20 protein-coding genes and 1 pseudogene are annotated in these 19493 nt (G+C 67.2%); 12 read left to right on the forward strand and 9 right to left on the reverse strand.

Annotation, left to right across the window (positions count from 1 at the left end):
* Positions 1–193 precede the first annotated feature (193 nt).
* Complete coding sequence (locus ACGGKE_RS08210; protein ID WP_394436879.1) at positions 194–1786, reverse strand: isocitrate lyase; 1593 nt, start codon at positions 1784–1786, stop codon at positions 194–196.
* A 170-nt stretch (positions 1787–1956) separates the two neighbouring features.
* Between ACGGKE_RS08210 and ACGGKE_RS08215 the strand changes: the two genes are divergently transcribed.
* Complete coding sequence (locus ACGGKE_RS08215; protein WP_394436881.1) at positions 1957–3354, forward strand: short-chain fatty acyl-CoA regulator family protein; 1398 nt, start codon at positions 1957–1959, stop codon at positions 3352–3354.
* A gap of 299 nt (positions 3355–3653) precedes the next feature.
* Here the strand turns inward: ACGGKE_RS08215 and ACGGKE_RS08220 are convergent, their stop codons facing one another.
* The 4 genes from ACGGKE_RS08220 to ACGGKE_RS08235 form a co-directional block, all read right to left on the reverse strand.
* Positions 3654–4298 carry a trimeric intracellular cation channel family protein gene (locus tag ACGGKE_RS08220; RefSeq protein WP_394436883.1) on the reverse strand — a complete coding sequence of 215 codons (645 nt, stop codon included), beginning with the start codon at positions 4296–4298 and terminating at the stop codon, positions 3654–3656.
* 130 nt (positions 4299–4428) lie between these two features.
* A complete protein-coding gene (locus ACGGKE_RS08225; RefSeq protein WP_394436886.1) occupies positions 4429–5739 on the reverse strand; it encodes a M20/M25/M40 family metallo-hydrolase in 1311 nt (436 codons plus the stop codon).
* Positions 5736–6281 (reverse strand): glutathione peroxidase, encoded by a 546-nt coding sequence (locus ACGGKE_RS08230; RefSeq protein WP_394436888.1) that lies wholly within the window; start codon positions 6279–6281, stop codon positions 5736–5738. The genes ACGGKE_RS08225 and ACGGKE_RS08230 overlap by 4 nt, the downstream gene beginning before the upstream one ends.
* Before the next feature lie 40 nt (positions 6282–6321).
* Complete coding sequence (locus ACGGKE_RS08235; protein ID WP_394436890.1) at positions 6322–7032, reverse strand: VIT family protein; 711 nt, start codon at positions 7030–7032, stop codon at positions 6322–6324.
* Positions 7033–7219: 187 nt separating this feature from the next.
* Here ACGGKE_RS08235 and ACGGKE_RS08240 point away from each other — a divergent pair, with 187 nt between their 5' ends.
* Positions 7220–7999: a ThuA domain-containing protein gene (locus ACGGKE_RS08240; protein ID WP_394436892.1), complete on the forward strand. Its 780-nt coding sequence runs from the start codon at positions 7220–7222 to the stop codon at positions 7997–7999.
* 10 nt (positions 8000–8009) lie between these two features.
* On the opposite strand, the gene ACGGKE_RS08245 is transcribed toward ACGGKE_RS08240, so the two are convergent.
* The gene (locus tag ACGGKE_RS08245) at positions 8010–9803 is read right to left on the reverse strand and encodes an ABC-F family ATP-binding cassette domain-containing protein (protein ID WP_394436894.1); all 1794 of its coding nucleotides are present in this window, start codon (positions 9801–9803) and stop codon (positions 8010–8012) included.
* A 139-nt stretch (positions 9804–9942) separates the two neighbouring features.
* Here ACGGKE_RS08245 and ACGGKE_RS08250 point away from each other — a divergent pair, with 139 nt between their 5' ends.
* Entirely contained in the window at positions 9943–10677 is a 735-nt protein-coding gene (locus ACGGKE_RS08250) for an SIMPL domain-containing protein (RefSeq protein WP_394436896.1), read from the forward strand.
* 211 nt (positions 10678–10888) lie between these two features.
* Here the strand turns inward: ACGGKE_RS08250 and ACGGKE_RS08255 are convergent.
* Positions 10889–11164: pseudogene (locus tag ACGGKE_RS08255) on the reverse strand (DUF389 domain-containing protein); the annotation flags it as partial.
* A 73-nt stretch (positions 11165–11237) separates the two neighbouring features.
* Here ACGGKE_RS08255 and ACGGKE_RS08260 point away from each other — a divergent pair.
* From ACGGKE_RS08260 to ACGGKE_RS08280, 5 genes are all read left to right on the forward strand, one after another.
* On the forward strand, positions 11238–11576 hold the full coding sequence (locus tag ACGGKE_RS08260; protein WP_394436898.1) for a hypothetical protein: 339 nt from the start codon (positions 11238–11240) through the stop codon (positions 11574–11576).
* A gap of 44 nt (positions 11577–11620) precedes the next feature.
* On the forward strand, positions 11621–12286 hold the full coding sequence (locus ACGGKE_RS08265; protein ID WP_394436900.1) for a response regulator transcription factor: 666 nt from the start codon (positions 11621–11623) through the stop codon (positions 12284–12286).
* Positions 12287–12460: 174 nt separating this feature from the next.
* Positions 12461–13765 carry a sensor histidine kinase gene (locus tag ACGGKE_RS08270; RefSeq protein WP_394441835.1) on the forward strand — a complete coding sequence of 435 codons (1305 nt, stop codon included), beginning with the start codon at positions 12461–12463 and terminating at the stop codon, positions 13763–13765.
* 109 nt (positions 13766–13874) lie between these two features.
* Complete coding sequence (locus ACGGKE_RS08275) at positions 13875–14252, forward strand: endonuclease domain-containing protein (protein ID WP_394436902.1); 378 nt, start codon at positions 13875–13877, stop codon at positions 14250–14252.
* 6 nt (positions 14253–14258) lie between these two features.
* Positions 14259–14612: a YbaN family protein gene (locus tag ACGGKE_RS08280; RefSeq protein ID WP_394436905.1), complete on the forward strand. Its 354-nt coding sequence runs from the start codon at positions 14259–14261 to the stop codon at positions 14610–14612.
* A 4-nt stretch (positions 14613–14616) separates the two neighbouring features.
* Here ACGGKE_RS08280 and ACGGKE_RS08285 read toward each other — a convergent pair whose 3' ends face one another.
* Entirely contained in the window at positions 14617–14811 is a 195-nt protein-coding gene (locus ACGGKE_RS08285; RefSeq protein WP_317516587.1) for a hypothetical protein, read from the reverse strand.
* Positions 14812–14848: 37 nt separating this feature from the next.
* Positions 14849–15787 (reverse strand): right-handed parallel beta-helix repeat-containing protein, encoded by a 939-nt coding sequence (locus ACGGKE_RS08290; protein WP_394436908.1) that lies wholly within the window; start codon positions 15785–15787, stop codon positions 14849–14851.
* Between the two features lie 190 nt (positions 15788–15977).
* Here ACGGKE_RS08290 and ACGGKE_RS08295 point away from each other — a divergent pair, with 190 nt between their 5' ends.
* The 4 genes from ACGGKE_RS08295 to nadA are packed head-to-tail and all read left to right on the forward strand — an operon-like array spanning position 15978 to position 19486.
* Entirely contained in the window at positions 15978–16811 is an 834-nt protein-coding gene (locus tag ACGGKE_RS08295; RefSeq protein ID WP_394436910.1) for an AIM24 family protein, read from the forward strand.
* Positions 16812–16867: 56 nt separating this feature from the next.
* Positions 16868–17746, forward strand: a complete 879-nt coding sequence (locus ACGGKE_RS08300) for an MBL fold metallo-hydrolase (protein WP_394436912.1) — start codon at positions 16868–16870, stop codon at positions 17744–17746.
* Positions 17731–18450, forward strand: coding sequence for a DUF4230 domain-containing protein (locus ACGGKE_RS08305; protein WP_394436914.1), 720 nt, complete (start codon positions 17731–17733; stop codon positions 18448–18450). Before ACGGKE_RS08300 ends, ACGGKE_RS08305 begins: the two co-directional genes overlap by 16 nt.
* A 46-nt stretch (positions 18451–18496) precedes the next feature.
* The gene (gene nadA, locus ACGGKE_RS08310) at positions 18497–19486 is read left to right on the forward strand and encodes a quinolinate synthase NadA (protein WP_394436916.1); all 990 of its coding nucleotides are present in this window, start codon (positions 18497–18499) and stop codon (positions 19484–19486) included.
* Positions 19487–19493: the final 7 nt, after the last annotated feature.

Genomic DNA, 19493 nt, shown 5'->3' on the forward strand with positions numbered 1-19493 from the left:
CAGTCCTTCCACCCATGCGCGCGAAGGGAGTGTCGAGTCCCCGCGCGAAGGGACTGGGTCGCGGCGGCTGGCCGCGAAACCGCATCGGCTCAGCCGATTGTTTCAGCTGGTCCGGTCGCTGTCACCCCCCTCCCCCGCGTATCGGAACCTATCGCGGGGGAGAGGGCGTCACAGCCTGCACGCCATGACCGGATCAGGCGGCGAACTGGTTCATCGTATTGTGCGCGCCGCCGGCCTTGAGCGCGGCTTCGCCGGCGAAATAATCCTTGTGATCGTCGCCAATGTCGGAGCCGGCCATATTCTGGTGCTTGACGCAGGCGATGCCCTGGCGGATCTCCTCGCGCTGGACCTGTTTGACATAGCCCAGCATCCCTTCCTCGCCGAAATAGCGCCTGGCGAGATTGTCGGTGCTGAGCGCGGCGGTGTGATAGGTCGGCAGGGTGATGAGATGATGGAAGATGCCCGCGTCGCGCGCGGCGTCCTTCTGGAAGGTGCGGATGCGTTCATCGGCCTCCCGGCCCAGATCGGTCTCGTCATAGTCGATGCTCATGAGGCGCGCGCGGTCATAAGCGGCCATGTCGCGGCCCTCCTGCGTCCAGGCGTCATAGACCTGCTGGCGGAAGTTCAGCGTCCAGTTGAAGCTAGGCGAATTGTTGTAGACCAGCTTGGCGTCGGGGATGACGTCGCGGATGCGGCGGACCATGCCGCCGATCTGGCCGATATGCGGCTTTTCGGTTTCGATCCACAGCAGGTCCGCGCCATTTTGGAGGGCGGTGATGCAGTCGAGGACGCAGCGGTCCTCGCCCGTGCCGGGGCGGAACTGATAGAGGTTGCTGGGCAGGCGCTTGGGGCGCAGCAGCTGGCCGTTGCGGCTGATGAGCACGTCGCCATGGCCGATCGTCGCGGGATCGACGGGATCGCAGTCGAGGAAGCTGTTATACTGGTCGGCGATGTCGCCGGCTTCGCGGACATAGGCGATCTGCTTGGTGAGGCCCGCGCCCAGCGAGTCGGTGCGCGCGACGATCACGCCATCGTCGACGCCCAGTTCCAGGAAGGCGTAGCGGACGGCGCGGATCTTCGCGAGGAAGTCCTCATGCGGCACCGTGACCTTGCCATCCTGATGCCCGCACTGTTTTTCGTCCGAGACCTGGTTTTCGATCTGGATGCAACAGGCGCCGGCCTCGATGAACTTGCGGGCGAGCAGATAGGTCGCCTCGGCATTGCCGAAGCCGGCGTCGATGTCGGCGATGATGGGCACAACATGGGTTTCATAGGCGTCGATGTCGTGGCTGATCTTCTGCGCCTTGACCTCGTCGCCGGCCGCGCGGGCGGCGTCGAGATCGCGGAACAGCATGCCCAGCTCGCGCGCGTCGGCCTGTTTGAGGAAGGTGTAGAGTTCCTCGATCAGGGCGGGGACGCTGGTCTTTTCATGCATCGACTGGTCGGGCAGCGGCCCGAATTCGGAGCGCAGCGCGGCGACCATCCAGCCCGACAGATAGAGGTAGCGGCCCTTGGTGCTGCCAAAATGCTTCTTGATGGAAATCATCTTCTGCTGGCCGATGAAGCCGTGCCAGCAGCCCAGCGACTGGGTGTAGGCGGCCGGATCGGCATCATAGGCGGCCATGTCCTCGCGCATGATCCGGGCGGTATAGCGGGCGATGTCGAGACCGGTGTTGAAGCGGTTCTGCAGGCGCATGCGCGCGACCGATTCGGGCGCGATCCCATCCCACCCGGCCTGGCCGCCGATCAGGCTGTCGGCCTTCGCAATCTCGCTTTGATAGGTCATGTCCACATCCTCTGGCTGAACGATACAGACAGCGAAATAGACAGGTGCGGACGCCGGCGTGAGAGGCGGCGGCGTTCAGTTGTCGATCTTTACAGAAATTCGGTGTAAAGTTGTAAAGACTGTATGCGCACGCGATCTGCCGCGTGCACCGGCATGGAATGGGAGGGATCATGGTCAAGGATCGGCCCGTCTATATGGGGCCGCGCTTGCGGCGATTGCGGCGGGAACTGGGCCTGACCCAGGCCGACATGGCGGCCGACCTGGAGATCAGCGCATCCTATGTCGCCTTGCTGGAGCGCAACCAGCGGCCCCTGACCGCGGACATGCTGCTGCGGCTGGCGCGCACCTACAAGCTGGACATGGCGCAGGTCGCGGGCGATGGCGGCGCGGAGCAGACGGCGCGGCTGGGCGCGGTGCTGAAGGACCCGATGTTCGCCGACATCGACCTGCCGCCGCTCGCCAGCGAGGATGTCGCGGTCAATTATCCGGGCGTCACCGAAGCGCTGCTGCGGCTCTACACCGCCTATCGCGAGGAGCATCTGGCGCTGGCCGACCGCGGCGTGGCGCGCGAGGACGCGCCCGAAGCGCCCGACCCGGTGGCCGAGGCGCGGCGCTTCCTGGCGGCGCGGCGCAACAGCTTTCCGCTGCTGGACGATGCGGCGGAGCGGCTGGCGACCGAAGCGGAAGCGGCGGGCGGACTGGCGGCATGGCTGAAGGCGCGGCACAATTTGCGGGTGCGGCGGCTGCCGTCGGACGTGATGGCGGGATCGGTGCGCCGGCTGGACCGGCATCGCGACGCGGTGCTGCTGGACGATGCGCTGGACGGGGCGAGCGCGCAGTTCCAGCTGGCGCTGCAGATCGCCTATCTCGAGATGCGCAAGAGCTTCGACGCATTGCTCAAGGACGGGCAGTTCAGCGGCGCGAGCGGGCGGCGGCTGACGCTGCGCGCGCTGGCCGGCTATGGCGCGGCGGCGCTGCTGATGCCCTATGGCGCGTTCGCGAAGGCGGCAGAGGCGCGGGCCTATGATGTCGAGGCGCTGAGCCGGCAGTTCGGCACCAGTTTCGAACAGACCGCGCACCGGCTGACGACGTTGCAGAAGCCCGGGCAGGAGCGCGTCCCCTTCTTCTTCCTGCGGGTGGACCCGGCGGGCAATGTCAGCAAGCGGCTGGACGGGGCGGGTTTCCCCTTTGCGCGGCATGGCGGTTCCTGCCCGCTCTGGTCGGTGCATCGCGCCTTCGAGCGGCCGCGCGAGGTGATCACCCAATGGCTGGAACTGCCCGATGGCCAGCGCTTCTTTTCGATCGCCCGAACCGTGACGGCGGGCGGCGGCGCCTGGGGCGCGCCCCGGGTCGAGCGCGCGATCGCGCTCGCTTGCGCGGCCGAGCATGCTCATCGGCTGGTTTATGCGCGCGCCATGGGGCCGAGCGACCCGACGCCGATCGGCGTCACTTGCCGCCTGTGCCACCGCACCCAGTGCATGGCGCGATCCGCCCCGCCGATCGGGCGCGAGATGCTGCCCGACGACCATCGACGCACCCGCGCGCCATTTGGGTTTGCCGATGGGTGATGGGGCGGCAACCGCGCAGGATTAAGCCGATTTCGCGCCAATCCCCCTCATCCAACTCCGCCTAGCCGCTACGCGGCAAGGCTTCCTATCCTTCTCCCTCAAGGGAGAAGGAATGCGCGGCTCAGGCGCTGGGTTGGATTCCCGTCTTCCCGGGAAGGACGAGAGGGGTGTCGCCCTCACGATGGCGGGATACCCCTCCGTCTGGCCTTGGGCCAGCCACCTCCCCTGCCCGGAGAGGATGAGGGGTTTGCGACGGCTGGCGCGGGAGGCGGGGCGTTTCCTTCGGCCGGCGCAGGCGCTCAATCGCCTGGTTGGCGGTAGATGGGGAGGCCGAGGCCGCGCAGGATCGCCATGGCGCGCAGGGCGAAGCCCAGCAGGGCGGCGATGAGGCCGGCGACCGGCACGTCAAGGCCCATCCAGCGCAGGGCCACGAACAGGCCGGAAGCGAAGGCGGCGGCGGTGACATAGAGTTCGGGGCGCAGCAGGATCGACGGCTCGCCCGCCAGCAGATCGCGCATGATGCCGCCGACGCAGCCGGTGACGACGCCCATCATGCCCGCGACGAAGGGCGGGACGCCGAAGCTCATCGCCTTGGCCGCGCCGAACACGGCGAAGGCGGCAAGGCCGATGGCGTCGAGCCAGTCGAGCGCGCGGTCGCTCCACCAGCGGCGCGGCGTGAACCAGACGATGATCGCGGCGCTCATGCAGGCCATGGCCGGCACTGCGTCCACGACCCAGAAGACCGGCGCGCCGATCAGCAGGTCGCGCACCGTGCCGCCCCCTACCCCGGTCACCAGCGCGAAGAAGGCGAAGGTGACGAGCGTCTGGCGCAGCCGCGCCGCCGCAAGCGCGCCCGATGCGCCAAAGACGAAGGTGCCCACGATGCTGAGGCTTTCAAGCACCGGGCCGATCGAGGTGGCGAGCGAGGGGGTGGGTGGGAGCATGGCGCTTTTTAACATCTCCGTTCGGCCGGGCCCTGTCGAGGCCCTGGCCTGGCGGGTGGGGACGGACCGCATATCCGTTGAAGAAGGCTTCGACAGGCGCGGTCCGCGGGGGCCGCGAGCGGCTGGCGCGTCAGGCGCCGCCCTTTTCGGTCGACAGGCGGGACATGAGGATGGCGGCGCGCTTGGCCTGGCGCTTCATGCTGGCGAGGTCGACGCGCTCGGCCGGGCTGTGGTCGCCGGTGGAGGCGGGGCCGAGGCCGACAAGGCCGTCCACATCCTGCGCGACGAAGGCGATGTCGCCCGCGCCGCGCTTCAGCGGATCGAGCGCGGGCATTTCGGGCAGGCCAAGGTCGCGGTTGACGGCGTTCAGCCGGGTCAGCAACGCGCGATTGCCCGGCGTCGGCGCCATGGAGGGATAGCCAAGGTCGAAGGCGATGGTCGCCGAGGTGCCGGGCAGATGGTCCTGTTCCACGATCTGCTGCATCTTCGCCTGCACGCGCCGGGTCTGGTCTTCGCTCAGCGTGCGGAAATCGCCCTTGGCGACGGCGATCGGCGGGATGATGTTGGTCTTGCCGGTGACGGCGATGCGCACGCCGTCCTTGTCGACCTCCGCGCTCTGCCCGCCGCCGATCAGCCCGACATTGAAGGTCAGATTGGGTTCGGGCAGGTCCTGGCGGAAGCGCGTGATGATGCGGGCAAGCTCGTAGATCGCGCCGTCGCCGGCCCTGGCCGAGAAGATGCCCGAACTATGGCCCGACTTGCCGGTGGCGGTCAGCGTCCAGCTGTTGGACGAGCGGCGGGCGATGGAGCCCATATCCTTGCCGTCTTCCTGCGCCAGGCCTTCGAAATCGAGCGCGACGTCGGCGCGCTTGCCCGCGGCGATGAGATCCGCGCGCGCGACGCTGAGCGGATCGCCCGAATCCTCCTCGTCCCCGGTCAGCACGACTTCTATGTTGGCATTGCCGAGCGTGCCGGCGGCCTGCATCGCCTGGAGCGCGAGCAACATGGTGGCGACGCCGCCCTTGTTGTCGGCGGCGCCGGGACCGCTGGCGAAATCGCCGTCGCGGCGAAAGGTCTGGAAGGGCGAATCGGGTTCGAACACGGTGTCGAGATGGCCGATCAGCAGCATCTTCGTCGTGCCCGGCCGTCCCTTGTGCGTGGCGATGAAATGGCCGGCGCGCTTGGCCGCGTCCATCGGCTTCCAGGTGACGGTGAAGCCCAGCGCTTCGAAGTGCGGGCGGAGCATGTCGGCGACGGCCCTCACCCCGGCGAGGTTCATTGAGCCGCTATTCTGGTTCACCAGCTTTTCGAGCAGGGCGACGGTCGGCTCATAGCCCGCCTCGACACGCTCGCCGATCTGGCGTTCGGCGGGACTGAGCGCGGCGTGGGCGAGCGGCGCGCCGCCCAGAAGCAGGGCGGCGCAAAGCAGCGAACGGATCATTTCGCCAGTTCCGCCTCGATCGCGGCGCGCAGCGCGGGATCATCGGGCGTGGTGGTGGGGGCGAAGCGGGCGGCGACGCTGCCGTCCCTGGCGATCAGGAACTTCTCGAAATTCCACAGCACTTCGGGCTGGGGATTGGGAGTGAGGCCATAGCCTATCAGCTTTTCGCGGAAGGCATCGCCCTCCCCCTGCGCGGCCGGTTGGGCGCTGGTGAGCGCGGCGTAGAGCGGATGCTTGTCCGGTCCGGTCACCACGATCTTTTCGAACATCGGGAATTCGACGCCGAAATTGGTGGTGCAGAAGGTCGCGATCTCGTCATTGCTGCCCGGTTCCTGCGCGCCGAAATCATTGGCGGGAAAGCCGGTGACGACCAGCCCCTGGTCCTTATAATCGCGGTAGAGCTTTTCCAGCCCTTCATATTGCGGGGTGAGGCCGCATTTGGAGGCGACATTGACCACCAGCACGACCTTGCCCGCATAGTCGGCGAGGCTGGCATCGTCGCCCTTGATGGTCTTGAGCGGAATCTGCTGGATTTCGGCCATGTCTTGTCTCCCTTGAATCACGATGGGCGCGACCTTGGCATCAAAAGGCCGCGCCGAACAGATGCCCCGCGCCCGCCGTGACGCCGATCGCCAGCGCCCCCCAGAAGAGCGTGCGCAGGATCGACCGCGGCGGTCGCGCCCCGCCCAGCCGGGCGCCGATAAAGCCCAGCAAGGCCAGACAGGCGAGGCAGATGCCGACGATGGCGGGAACGGCCAGGGCGGCGGGCGCGAGCGCGGCGGCGAGCACGGGCGGCGCCGCGCCGGCGGCGAAGCTGGCGGCCGAGGCCAGCGCGGCCTGCACCGGGCGGGCGGTGGCGAGATCCGAAATGCCCAGTTCATCGCGGGCATGCGCGCCCAGCGCGTCGACCGCCATCAGCTGCTGCGCCACCTGCCCCGCGAGATCAGGCGTCAGGCCGCGGTCGACATAGATGTCGCGCAGCTCGACCCATTCGACGTGCGGCTGGGTGCGCAGCGCCTTCGCTTCCTTGGCGAGGTCGGCGCGTTCGGTGTCCGCCTGGGCGCTGACCGAGACATATTCGCCCGCCGCCATCGACATGGCGCCCGCGACCAGGGCGGCGACGCCCGACAGCAGGATCGCCTGCGCCGACGCGCCCGAGGCTGCGATGCCGGTCATCAGGCTGGCGGTGGACACGATGCCGTCATTGGCCCCAAGCACCGCCGCGCGCAGCCAGCCGACGCGGTTGACATAATGGACGGCGTGATGGGGCGGGGCGGCGATGGGCGCTTGCATGGATGTCCTCTGGTTCGGCTTGCACCCTGCCGCCGACGGCGGGCGGTGTCGATCCTGGATGTGGCAAGCGGCGGGCGGCGCGGCGGCAGGGCGAATCCGACGAAGGTCGTAGAGGGCGGGCGGAGCGTTGCGTGTGGATGGCATGGCGCGATAGGCTGGGACGCAGCGGCGCACGGGAGGAATGGCGATGACGATGATGGTGCGGATGATGCTGGCGATCGCCGCCCTGCTCCTTTCGCCCTCCGCGCAGGCCGAGAACCAGTTCAAGCTGCTCGTCTTCGCGATGCCGAGCACCTATCATTATGAATATATACCGATCGCGCGCGAGAGCCTGGAGCAGATGGCGAAGCTGCACAGTTTCGAACTGGTCTGGACTCGCCGGCCCGAGAGCTTCGACGAGGATCTGAGCCAATATGCGGCGGTCATGTTCCTCAACACGCCGGGCGAGGAGCTGAATGCCGGCCAGCGCGCGAAGTTCGAGGCCTATATGCGCGGCGGCGGCAACGCCATGATCGTCCATCGCGCCGCGATCACGCCGCCGGGGGAATGGCCCTGGTACGAAAAGCTGGTGGGGCGCCGCGTCGGCGTCCACCCGATGCTGCAGACCGGCGTGGTGACGGTGGAGGACCCCGGCTTTCCGGCCGCCTTCGCGCTGCCCGAGCGATGGGTGTGGAGCGACGAATTCTATGTCACCACCAACCCCCAGGATGTGCGGATCAACACGGTGCTGGGGGTGGACGAAAGCAGTTACGATCCGACCAAGATCTGGCCCGGCCAGGTGTCACGCCCGATGGGGCGGGATCATCCGATCGCCTGGTATCATAGCTATGAAAAGGGGCGCGTGTTCGTCACCACGCTGGGCCATGAGGGGGCGATGTATCGCGACTATCGCTACCTGACCCATTTGATGGGCGGCATCTACTGGACGGCGACGGGACGCGGGCAGGCAGCGGTGCAAAGGCGCTGAGCGGGCGACGTCAGCCCGCCAGCCCCTCCGCCTTTTCCGCCAGCGCGAGCCAGCGTTCCTCGGCCGCGTCCTTGTCGGCGCGGGCCTGTTCGATGGCTTTGGTGAGGGCGGCGAATTTCGCGGGATCGCGGGTGTAAAGCGCAGGATCGGCGAGCGCGGATTCATCGCGGGCGATCGCGGCTTCCAGTTCCTCGATACGCCCCGGCAGCAGGTCGAGGTCGCGCTGATCCTTGTAGCTCAACTTGGCCGAGGCAGGCTTGGGCGGCGGCGGCGCGGCCGCTTCCTTCTTTTCGGCCCGGGGCGCCTTGCGCGGGTCGCGCTTGGCGACCCAGTCGGCATAGCCGCCGACGATCACGTCCACCGTCCCCGATCCGTCGAGGCCGAGCGTCACCGTCACCGTGCGATCGAGAAAATCGCGGTCGTGGCTGACGATCAGGACGGTGCCGTCATAGTCGGCGATCACTTCCTGGAGCAGGTCGAGCGTTTCGAGGTCGAGATCGTTGGTCGGCTCGTCGAGCACGAGTAGGTTGGATTCGCGCGCAAATTCGCGGGCGAAGAGGAGGCGCGAGCGTTCGCCGCCAGACAGCGTCCCGACCTTCGCCTCGGCCAGGCCTGGGTCGAACAGAAAGTCCTTGAGATAGCCATGGACATGCTTGCGCACGCCCCGCACGTCGATCCAGTCGCCGCCTTCGGCCAGCACCTCGCGCACGGTCTTGTCGCCCTGCATCAGGCTGCGCTGCTGGTCGATGAAGATCATGTCGAGCGTTTTGGCCAGCGTCACCTCGCCATTGTCGGGCGCGAGCTGGCCGGTCAGCAGCTTCAGCAGCGTCGACTTGCCCGCGCCATTGCCGCCGACGATGCCGATGCGGTCGCCGCGCTGCACGCGCAGGGTGAAGTCCTTGATGATGGTGCGCTGATTGTCGCCGGCGCCGAAGCTCTTGGTGACATGCTCCGCCTTGATGACGCTCTTGGTCTTGCTGTCGTCGCTGGCGACGGCAATCTTGGCGATGCCCTGCGGCCCCTGCATGGCGGCGCGTGCGGCGCGCATTTCCCACAGCTTGGCGAGACGGCCCTGGTTGCGCTTGCGCCGGGCGGTGACGCCGCGTTCCAGCCAGTGCGCCTCGATCTTGAGCTTTGCGTCCAGTTTCTCGGCGGCGCGCGCCTCTTCGGCATAGACCGCCTCCATCCACTGTTCGAAGCCGCCGAAGCCCACTTCGTTGCGGCGCATCTGCCCCCGGTCGAGCCAAAGCGTCTGGCGCGTGAGGCGCGTGAGGAAGGCGCGGTCGTGGCTGATGACGATGAAGGCGCCATTGTAGCGCGCCAGCCAATTCTCGATCCAGTCGATGGCGGCGATGTCGAGATGGTTGGTCGGTTCGTCGAGCAGCAGCAGGTCGGGTTCGCTGGCGAGCGCGCGGGCGATGGCGGCGCGGCGGCGCTCGCCCCCGCTGGCGGTCCTGGCTTCGCGGCTGAGATCGATGCCGAGCTGGTCGGCGATCGCTTCGACGTCGTGCGCGGGCGGCGCATAGTCGCCGGCGAGCGCGAAATCATGCAGCGTCGCGAAGGGCGTGACGTCCGGATCCTGCTCCAGCGTGATGACGCGCGCGCCGGGCTGAACCGAACGAGTGCCCTCATCGGGTTCGATCTGGCCGCCGATGAGCTTGAGCAGCGTCGTCTTGCCCGCGCCGTTGCGGCCGATGAGCGCCAGCCGGTCGCGCTGTCCCACATGAATGTCGATGTTGCGGAACAGCCAGTGCGCGCCCTGGCTGAGGCCGAGATTTTCGAAGGAAAGGATGGGAGCTGCCATGGCGTGCAGCTAGGGGGTAAGGGGCAGGAGGGCAAGTGGGGAACCGGAAAGCTGTCGCACGGCTTTCAACGCTGCACAGCGTTCGTTCATCGCATCCAGGCCAATCACGGATGCGCTCATCGCAGAGGAGACTTGCCCCATGAAATCCGCCCTCGCCCTGATGGCGATCGGCGCCGCCGCGCTTCCCGCGGCCGCTATCGCGCAGACCAGCATCACCATCGCCGAGACCGCGCCGATCGTGACGCTGAACGTCACCGAAAGCGTCGAGGCCGCGCCCGATGTCGCGACGGTGGGCACCGGCGTGCAGACCCGCGCGCAGACCGCGCAGGCGGCGATGCAGCAGAATGCGGCGCAGACGGAAAAACTGATCGCGGCGCTGGCCAAGGCCGGCATCGCCAAGGCCGACATCCAGACCAGCGGCATCAACCTGTCGGCGCAATATGATTATAATAACCGCGACGGCCAGCCCGAAGGGCCGCGCTTCATCGGCTATGAAGCATCCAACCAGCTGACGGTGAAGCTGCGCGACATCAGGCGCGTGGGCGCGTCGCTGGACGCCATGGTGGCGGCAGGCGCGACCAATATCAACGGGCCGAACTTCTCGATCGACGATCCGTCGCCGCTGCTGGTGCAGGCGCGCGGGACGGCGCTCAAGACCGCCAAGGCGCAGGCGGACTTTTATGCGCAGGCGGCCGGCTATCGCACGGCGCGGCTGGTGTCGATCAGCGAAAGCAACAGCGGCGGTCGCCCGCCGATGCCGATCGTGATGACGGCCGCTCGCTTCAAGGCGGACGCCGCACCGATGACGCCGGTGGAGCCGGGGCAGGTCAGCGCGTCGGTGACGCTGACCGTCCAATATGCGCTGGAGAAATGATGGGCTGACGCCCTTTCATTCCGCGACGCGCCAGCGCAGGGCCGCCCGGTCCGCGCTGGCGCCGTCGGTCAGGCGCGCGTCGACGCCGCGGTCGGCGAAGGGCTGAGCCAGGGGCGCGTGATCGTCGCCGCGCACCGCGATGTCGATCGGCAGGCCGATGCGCTGCGTCGCCCATAAAGCGAGCGCCAGCGAATCCGCGTTGGCGGGCGCGCCATCCTGATCCAGCGCAAGGTCGGGCAGCCATCACGGGCGAGATGAGCATCGCGCCGATGACAACGGCCGGCGAGGACAGCAGCAGCCCCAGCACCGCGATACCCGCCGACATGAGGATCATGAAGGCGTAGCGCGGGCTCCAGCCATCATCTTCGCGCACACGATCGACCACCGCCTGATGGTCGATTTCACGGATCACATGGCTGCGCCACCAACGGGGTATGGCGCGCCAGAGTGGCGGATCGGCGACGGGCCCTTCGTCCTGCATCATCATGACACAAGGCCATAATCGAGCGCGGCGCGGCTTTCCAGCCAGCGCCGGCTTGCGATCATTCACCACCTGTTCAATGGCCTGCGCCTATGGCATGCCCATGATGATGACGTGGAAATGCCTGACAGCCGGCACCGGCATGCTGATGGCCGCGATGCTGATGGTTCCGACCGCTGAAGCCGGCGGACGCCGAGACGAACAGGATGCCGCCCGCCGCGCGATGCTGGACGGGCAGGTCATGCCCTTTGCCATGATCAAGCGTCGCGTCGATGCGGCGGTGGGCGGCGCGACTTATGTCGGCAGCGAGTTCCACCCGTCGGCCAACCGCTATCGCCTGAAATATGTGAAGAATGGCAAGGTCATGTGGGTTGATGCCGATGGCCGGACCGGCGATATTATCGGCATGGCGCGCTGAACCCGCGCCGCACACTGGTTATAACAGAAACGGAATAAACGCCTATGCGCCTGCTGATCGTCGAGGATGAACCGAGCTTGGGCCATCAGCTCAGGACCACGCTGGAGGGAGCGGGCTATGCCGTCGACCTGGCGACGGACGGCGAGGACGGCCATTTCCTGGGTTCGACCGAAAGTTATGATGCGGTAGTGCTGGACCTGGGCCTGCCCACGATCGACGGGCTGACCGTGCTCGACAAGTGGCGCAAGGAAGGCCGTGGCTTCCCCGTGCTGGTGCTGACCGCGCGCGACAGCTGGTCGGACAAGGTCGCGGTTCTGGACGCGGGCGCGGACGATTATCTGGCCAAGCCGTTCCAGAGCGAGGAGCTGATCGCGCGGCTGCGCGCGCTCATTCGCCGCGCGTCGGGCAATGCATCGAGCGAACTGACCGCCGGCGACGTGCGGCTGGACACGCGTTCAGGCAAGGTGACGCTGAAGGGCGACCCGGTGAAGCTGACGGCGCAGGAATATAAGCTGTTGTCCTACCTGCTGCACCACAAGGGCAAGGTGGTAAGCCGCACCGAGTTGATCGAGCATATTTACGACCAGGATTTCGACCGCGATTCCAATACGATCGAGGTGTTCGTCACGCGCATCCGCAAGAAGCTGGGCGCGGACGTCATCACCACGATCCGCGGCCTTGGCTACAGCCTGGACGAGCCGGGGCGGTAAAATCACCGTCGCTCCAGCCCGTTCGGTTCGAGCTTGGCGAGAACAGATGCTGGCGCTCTTGTTCTCGACTGGCGCTCCTCTGCTTTGCTCGAAGCTGCTCCAACCGAACGGCAGATTGTGACTGACGCAGTATCCCCTTCCCCCGTCCGTTCCACCGGGTCGATCAGCCGGCGCATGATCGGCATCGCGGCGCTGTGGATCAGCGTGTTGCTGATCGGCGGCGGGGTGGCGCTGGACAGGGTGCTGTCGGACGCGATCACGCGCAATTTCGACGACGGCATGAATTATGTGCTGACCGCGATGATCGGCGCGTCCGAGATCGGGCCCGATGGCGAGGTGCTGTTCAACCGTGAACTGGCCGACCAGCGCTTCCTGGAGCCCAATAGCGGCCTCTATTACCAGATCAGCGCCAAGGGCCATGAGGATTGGCGGTCGCGTTCCTTGTGGGACCGGGCGCTCAAGGCGCCGGGCGAGCATCATGACCGGCAGCTCCATGTCTATGACAGCAAGCAGTTCCCGGGCGAGGACTTGCGGGTGATGGAGCGGACGGTGGTGCTGCCCGGATCGGACACGCGCTGGCTGTTCATGGTGGCGCAGGCGCGGTCCGGGCTGGACGCGCAGATCAAGACGTTGCGCTCCACCCTGTTCAAGAGCTTTGCGCTGCTGGCGCTGGGATTGTTCGTGCTGGCGAGCCTGCAGACCATCTATGGCCTGCGACCCTTGCGCAAGGTCCGGCAGGAAATCGTGCGGATGCGCGCGGGCGAGAAGAACCGCGTGACCGAGCCGATGCCGGCCGAAGTGCTGCCAATGGTGGAGGAGCTGAACGCGCTGCTGGCGCATAATGAGCGTCAGGCGGAGGAAGCGCGCACCCATGCGGGCAATCTGGCCCATGCGCTCAAGACGCCGCTGACCGTCATCATGAACGCTGCGACCGCCAAGGCGCCGGACCTGGGCGACGCGGTGATCCGCGAGGCGACGACGATGCGGCGGCAGGTGGACCATCATCTCGCCCGCGCCCGCGCGGTCGGCCGGCGCGGCGCAGCGCAGAGCCGGGCGGAGGTGTGGAGCAGCCTGGAGGCGGTGGAGCGCGCGGTTCGTCGCCTTTATCCCGACGCTCGCATCGACATGGATGGCGACAAGGCCGCGGCCGTGCGGGTCGAGCGGCAGGACCTGGACGAAATGCTGGGCAATCTGATCGAGAATGCCGCCAAATATGGCGGCGGCAGCGTGTTTGCGACGGTCGGCCGCGCGGCCGGCATGGTCGAGATTTTGATCGAGGATGACGGCATGGGGATTCCGCAGGAGGAACGGGTGCGCATCTTCGACCGCGGCGTCCGGCTCGATTCGGGCAAGCCGGGCACCGGCCTCGGCCTCGCCATCGTGCGCGACGTCGCGGAGATCTACGGCGGCGCGGTGGCGCTGGAGGAAAGCGAGGATCTGGGCGGTCTGCTGGTGCGGTTGCGGCTGCCGGCGGCGTGAAGGAGGACGTGCGGCGACCGCCCTCCCCTCCCTGGAAGGGAGGGGCCGGGGGTGGGTAGGCGCCGGACGTGCGGCGCTATGCTGACCTATGCGTCGCGTTCCTGAACCGATGACCCGCCACGCCCGAGCTTTGCGCAATGGGGCAACGGAGGCCGAACGCATGGTGTGGCGGCACCTGTCCCGCTATCGCCCCCGCTTCACGCGACAACTGGTGATCGGCCCCTATATCGTCGACATCGCTTGTCGTTCAGCCAAATTGGCGCTGGAGTTCGACGGGGCACAGCATCAGAATGCGATAGCCTACGACGCGGCGCGCACCGCTTTTCTGAAGGATCAAGGCTGGACCGTGCTGCGTTTCTGGAACGGGGAGGTGTTCAGCAATCTGGAAGGCGTCTTGACCGTGATCCTGGAAAAGACCGCCGAGTGCCTCGGCGGCACCCACCCCCAGCCCCTCCCTTCCAGGGAGGGGAGAAGAAAGGCCCAATGACCCCCCATGCGGCGGCACCTCTATCTCATGGCGGGCTTTGTTTCGATCGGGCTGGGCGCGATCGGGGCATTTCTGCCGCTGTTGCCCACGGTGCCGTTCATGATCCTGGCGGCCTTCTGCTTCGCGCGGTCGAGCCCGCGGCTGGAGGCCAAGCTGCTCGACCATCGGCAGTTCGGGCCGCATATCCGGCGCTGGCGCGAGCATGGGGCGATCAGGCGGCGGGGGAAGGTCGCGGCGCTGGCGGCGTTCGGCTTCAGCATCGCGCTGGCGCTGATCCTGTCGCCCTGGCCCTGGTTCCTGGTCCCGGTCGCCGCCGCGCTGATCGGCGGCAGCTGGATCTGGACGCGGCCAGAGGCCTGAGCCGCTATTCCTCGATCAGGTCGAGATAGGCGACGACATCATTGTCGGTGGCGATGAAGAGGCCGTCCTGCATGTCCGCAGGCTGCTGGTCGGCGACACGCAGCGCTTCGCTCAAGGGGCCGTACAGCAGGGTGGTGACGCCGCCGTCATCGCCCAGATGATAGAGGCGCACGGTCGCGCCGTCATAGGTGGTGCGCATGAGGCGGCTTATCGCGGCTGCGCGGCGGCGGCGCAAGTCAGCGCCGGTCGCTGACCTTCATCGACGGGGCGAGCTGGTTGCGGCCGATGCGCACGGGATCGTCGGTGAAATTGGCGACGAAGGTGGAGCCGCGCTCCAGCCCCGGAACGAAACCCGCGCGATTGCCGTCGATGACGAGGCCGGCGCTGCTGTTTTCCCGTCCTTCGGGCGCGACGGTGATGAAGGCGGACCAGTTATCCTTGTCCTTGCCCTGCACCATTTCATTGCCGCTGATCGTGCCGGTCGCGCCGTTGGACAGGTCGATCATATAGTTGGTGAGGTGGCCGGCGCTGTCGTCGAAGCTGTTGCCGGTGATGGTGACGCGCGGCGTGCGGGTCTTGAGATAATGGCCGCCATCGCCCTGATCGAAGCGGCTGTTGGTGACAGACAGGCTGGCGAGACGGCCGATATAGACGCCATGGGCGCAGTCGAGATCGCGGTCGCAGCGGCCAAGCTTGCGGAAGGTCGACCGGTCGATGGCGACGCGGCCGCCGGCATAGTCGCCGGTCAATATGCCTTCCTCGCTATTGCGGAACAGGCTGTTGGTGACGGTGAGGTCGCCGCTTTCCAGGCGGATGCCCGCGCCATTGCCGTCAGGCACGCGGATATTCTGGAAGACGATGCCGTCGACCGTGGCGGAGCGGCCGCGCAGGACCAGCGCGCCCTTCCCTTCGCACGGGACGCCGTCGAAGATCGCGGTGCCAGGCGTCGCGGCGCGGATGGTGATGTCGCCCCCCTGCTGCACCGCACATTGGTGATAGGTGCCGGGCGCGACGATGATCGTGCCCCGGCCATCGCCGATCGCCTGCAGCGCGTCGGACAGGGTTGCGAAGGCGCGGCCCGAGTCGCCGAGCGTGAAGGGCGCCGCGCGCCCCTGCGCGAGCGCGGTCGCCGCGACGGCGACGGACAGCAGCAGGGCGGTGGAAAGGGTACGCATGGCGCGCGTCATAGAGGGTGGCGGCATTTTCGCCAAGCCGGCGCGGCGCGGCGGACGAAGGCTGGCCTGAATTGGGACGGGCGGCGGGCGAACGATGAACGGTGGCGGCGAGCCGGCCCGGTGGTTTCGATCGGGCGCGCGATCCGATAAGGAAGCGGCATTCGCCTTTGTTCGAAGGAGTGCGCATCCCATGCCCAATTCCCCCTGGAGCCATCATCGCAGCGCCGGCCTGTCCGACGACATTGATTTCGAGATCAAGGGCCAGGAGCTGCAATTTCTGGAGATCGAGCTGGATCCGGGCGAAAGCGCGATCGCCGAGGCGGGCGCGATGGTGTGGAAGGATGGCGCGGTCGGCATGACCACGGTGTTCGGCGACGGCAGCGGCGGCGCGGACGGCGGTTTCATGGGCAAGCTGCTGGGCGCGGGCAAGCGGCTGGTGACGGGCGAGAGCCTGTTCACCACGGTCTTCACCCATCAGGGCCATGGCAAGGCGCGGGTCGCCTTCGCATCGCCCACGCCCGGATCGATCCTGCCGCTGAAGCTGGACCAATATGGCGGGGCGCTGATCTGCCAGAAGGACAGTTTCCTGGCCGCCGCCAAGGGAGTGGCGATCGGCGTGCATTTCCAGAAGCGGATCATGACCGGCCTGTTCGGCGGCGAAGGCTTCATCATGCAGCGGCTGTCCGGCGACGGATGGGTGTTCGTGCAGATGGGCGGCACGCTGGTCGAAAAGGAACTGCGGCCCGGCGAGGAACTGCATGTCGACACAGGCTGCCTGGCGGCGATGACGCCGAGCGTGGAGTTCGACCTGGTCGCGGCGGGCGGGGTCAAGTCCATGTTCTTCGGCGGCGAAGGCGCGTTCTTCGCGCGGCTGCGCGGGCCGGGCCATGTGTGGATCCAGTCCCTGCCCTTTTCGCGCCTGGCCGGACGGATGCTGGCGGCGGCCGGCAGCCGGGGCGGACAGAATCGCGGCGAAGGATCGCTGCTGGGCGAATTTGGCGACCTGATCGGCGGCAATCACTGAGCGGGGCGGACCCGCGCCGCCCTTGAAATCGGGTGCGAAAGGGGCACATGGGAGCCATGGCATCCCCTTTCGATCCGGCCGACCTGCCGACCGGCATGGCGATCGCGCTTTCGCCGCTGGTCCAGCGCGTGCTGGCGCCCAACCCGTCCCCCTTCACCTATACGGGCACGCAGACCTATATCGTGGGCAAGGACGCAGTGGCGGTGATCGATCCGGGGCCCGACGATGCCGATCATCTGGCGGCGCTGACCGCGGCGATCGGCGACCGTCCGGTGGTCGGCATCCTGTGCACCCACACCCATCGCGATCACAGCCCGGCGGCGCGGCCGCTGAGCGCCCGGACCGGCGCGCCGGTCACGGGCTGCGCGCCGCTGACGCTGGACGATGACGGGCCGCGCGCCGATGCGGCGTTCGACGCCGACTATCGCCCCGACCGGGTGCTGGGCGACGGCGAGCAAGTCGAGGGACCGGGCTGGACGCTGGAGGCGGTGGCGACGCCGGGCCATACATCCAACCATCTCTGCTTCGCGCTGCGCCAGGAAAAGGCGCTGTTCAGCGGCGATCATGTGATGGGCTGGTCCACGAGCGTGATTTCGCCGCCCGACGGCGACATGACCGCCTATATGCGATCGATGCAGCGGCTGCTGGAGCGGGACGATGTCATCTATTATCCCGCCCATGGCGACCCGGTGGACAATCCCCAGCGACTGGTGCGCGGGATGATGGGCCACCGCAAGCAGCGCGAAGGACAGATATTGCGCTTTCTGGAGCGGCATGGCGAAAGCGCCATCCCCGACATGGTGGCCGAAATGTACAAGGGCATCGACCCGCGCCTCTTCCCCGCGGCCGGGCGATCGGTGCTGGCGCATCTGATCGACCTGGATGGCCGGGGACTGGCGGCGCCGGCGGAGGGCGGGCTGTGGCGGACAGCCTGAAACGCTATGCCGGGCCGATCGTCGCCGCGCTGCTGATCCTGGCGGTGGGCGGGGCGATGCTGGTCGGGTGGCAGCGCTATAATCGCGACTATGTGGTGAGCGTCGAGGATGACGGATCGGCGGTGACCAAGATCATCGCGGAACGGATTTCGGGCAGCGCGAGCCTGCGCGTGTCGCAGCTCAACGGGACGATCCAGAGCACGGCGCGCGACGTGCGCGGCTTTGGCTGGCTGAAATCCGACCAGGTGGTTAAGATGCCCTTTTCGGTCGATTATTTCGTCGACCTGTCGGGCCTGTCCGCCGATGACCTGGAGTGGGACGAGCAGCGCCGCACCCTGATCGTCAACGCGCCCGACGTAACGGCGGGCAAGCCCAATCTGGACGAGGCGCAGCGCACGCTGGTGCGCACCAGCGGCCTGTTCGTCACGCGCGAGGCGGGCGAGGCGCTGAGCCGGCGCGCGTCCGCCCATGCCGAGGTGCGGGCGCGGGCGTCGGCGCGTTCGCCCGAGCGGATGGCGCAGGCGCGCGAATATGGCCGCGCCGCGATCGCCAAGCTGATGAGCGCGCCGCTGGCCGCCATGGGCTATGGCGACGCGCGCGTGCTCGTCACCTTTCCGCCCGAGCGCAAGGCCGACAATCGCGAGCAGTGGGACGTCACCACGCCGATCAACGAGGTGCTGGCAAACAAGCGCCGGCAACGCTAGGGCGAGCGCCAAGACCCCAGAAGATGGGACCGAGGAGTTACAGGGTATGAACGCTTTCACGGGCATTCCGCAGGGCACCGACCTGCGCGCTGAAATCGACCGGCTGCGCAAGGAGCGCAACGCGGTCATCCTGGGCCATTATTACCAGACGCCCGAAATTCAGGACCTGTCCGATTTCGTCGGCGATTCGCTGGAGTTGTCGCGCAAGGCGGCAGAGACGGACGCGGACGTCATCGCCTTTTGCGGCGTGCGCTTCATGGCGGAAACGGCCAAGATATTGAGCCCCGACAAGATCGTCGTGCTGCCCGACATGGACGCGGGATGCAGCCTGGAGGACAGCTGCCCCCCCGCCCAGTTCAAGGCGTTTCGCGAGGCGCATCCCGATCATATCGCGCTCAGCTACATCAACTGTTCGGCCGAGGTGAAGGCGCTGTCCGACATCATCGTCACATCCTCGTCCGCCGAGAAGATCCTGGCGCAGATCCCGGCCGACCAGAAGATCATCTTCGGCCCCGACAAGCATCTGGGCGGCTACCTCAAGCGCAAGCTGGGGCGCGACATGCTGTTGTGGCCGGGCGTGTGCATCGTGCATGAGGCGTTCAGCGAAACCGAACTGCTGAAGCTGAAAGCCCAGCATCCCCAGGCGCCGATCGCCGCGCATCCCGAATGCCCGCCCTATATTGTCGAGCATGCCGATTATGTCGGATCGACCAGCGGCATCCTGGAATTTTCCAAGACGATGCCGGGCGACACGCTGATCGTCGCGACCGAGCCGCACATCATCCACCAGATGCGCAAGGCGGTGCCGGAAAAGACGTTCATCGGCGCGCCGGGCGCGGACGGCAACTGCAATTGCAATATCTGCCCCTATATGGCGCTCAACACGATGGAGAAGCTGTACCTCGCCCTGCGCGACCTGCAGCCGCGCATCGAGATGGACGAAATATTGCGGTTGCAGGCGAAGAAGAGCCTGGACCGGATGCTGGAAATGGCGAGCGGGACCGTGGGCCAGGGGGATGTCGGCCCGCGTGGCTGAGGGCTGA

The organism is Sphingobium naphthae, assembly GCF_043589935.1.
Taxonomy (GTDB): Bacteria; Pseudomonadota; Alphaproteobacteria; order Sphingomonadales; family Sphingomonadaceae; genus Sphingobium; species Sphingobium naphthae_A.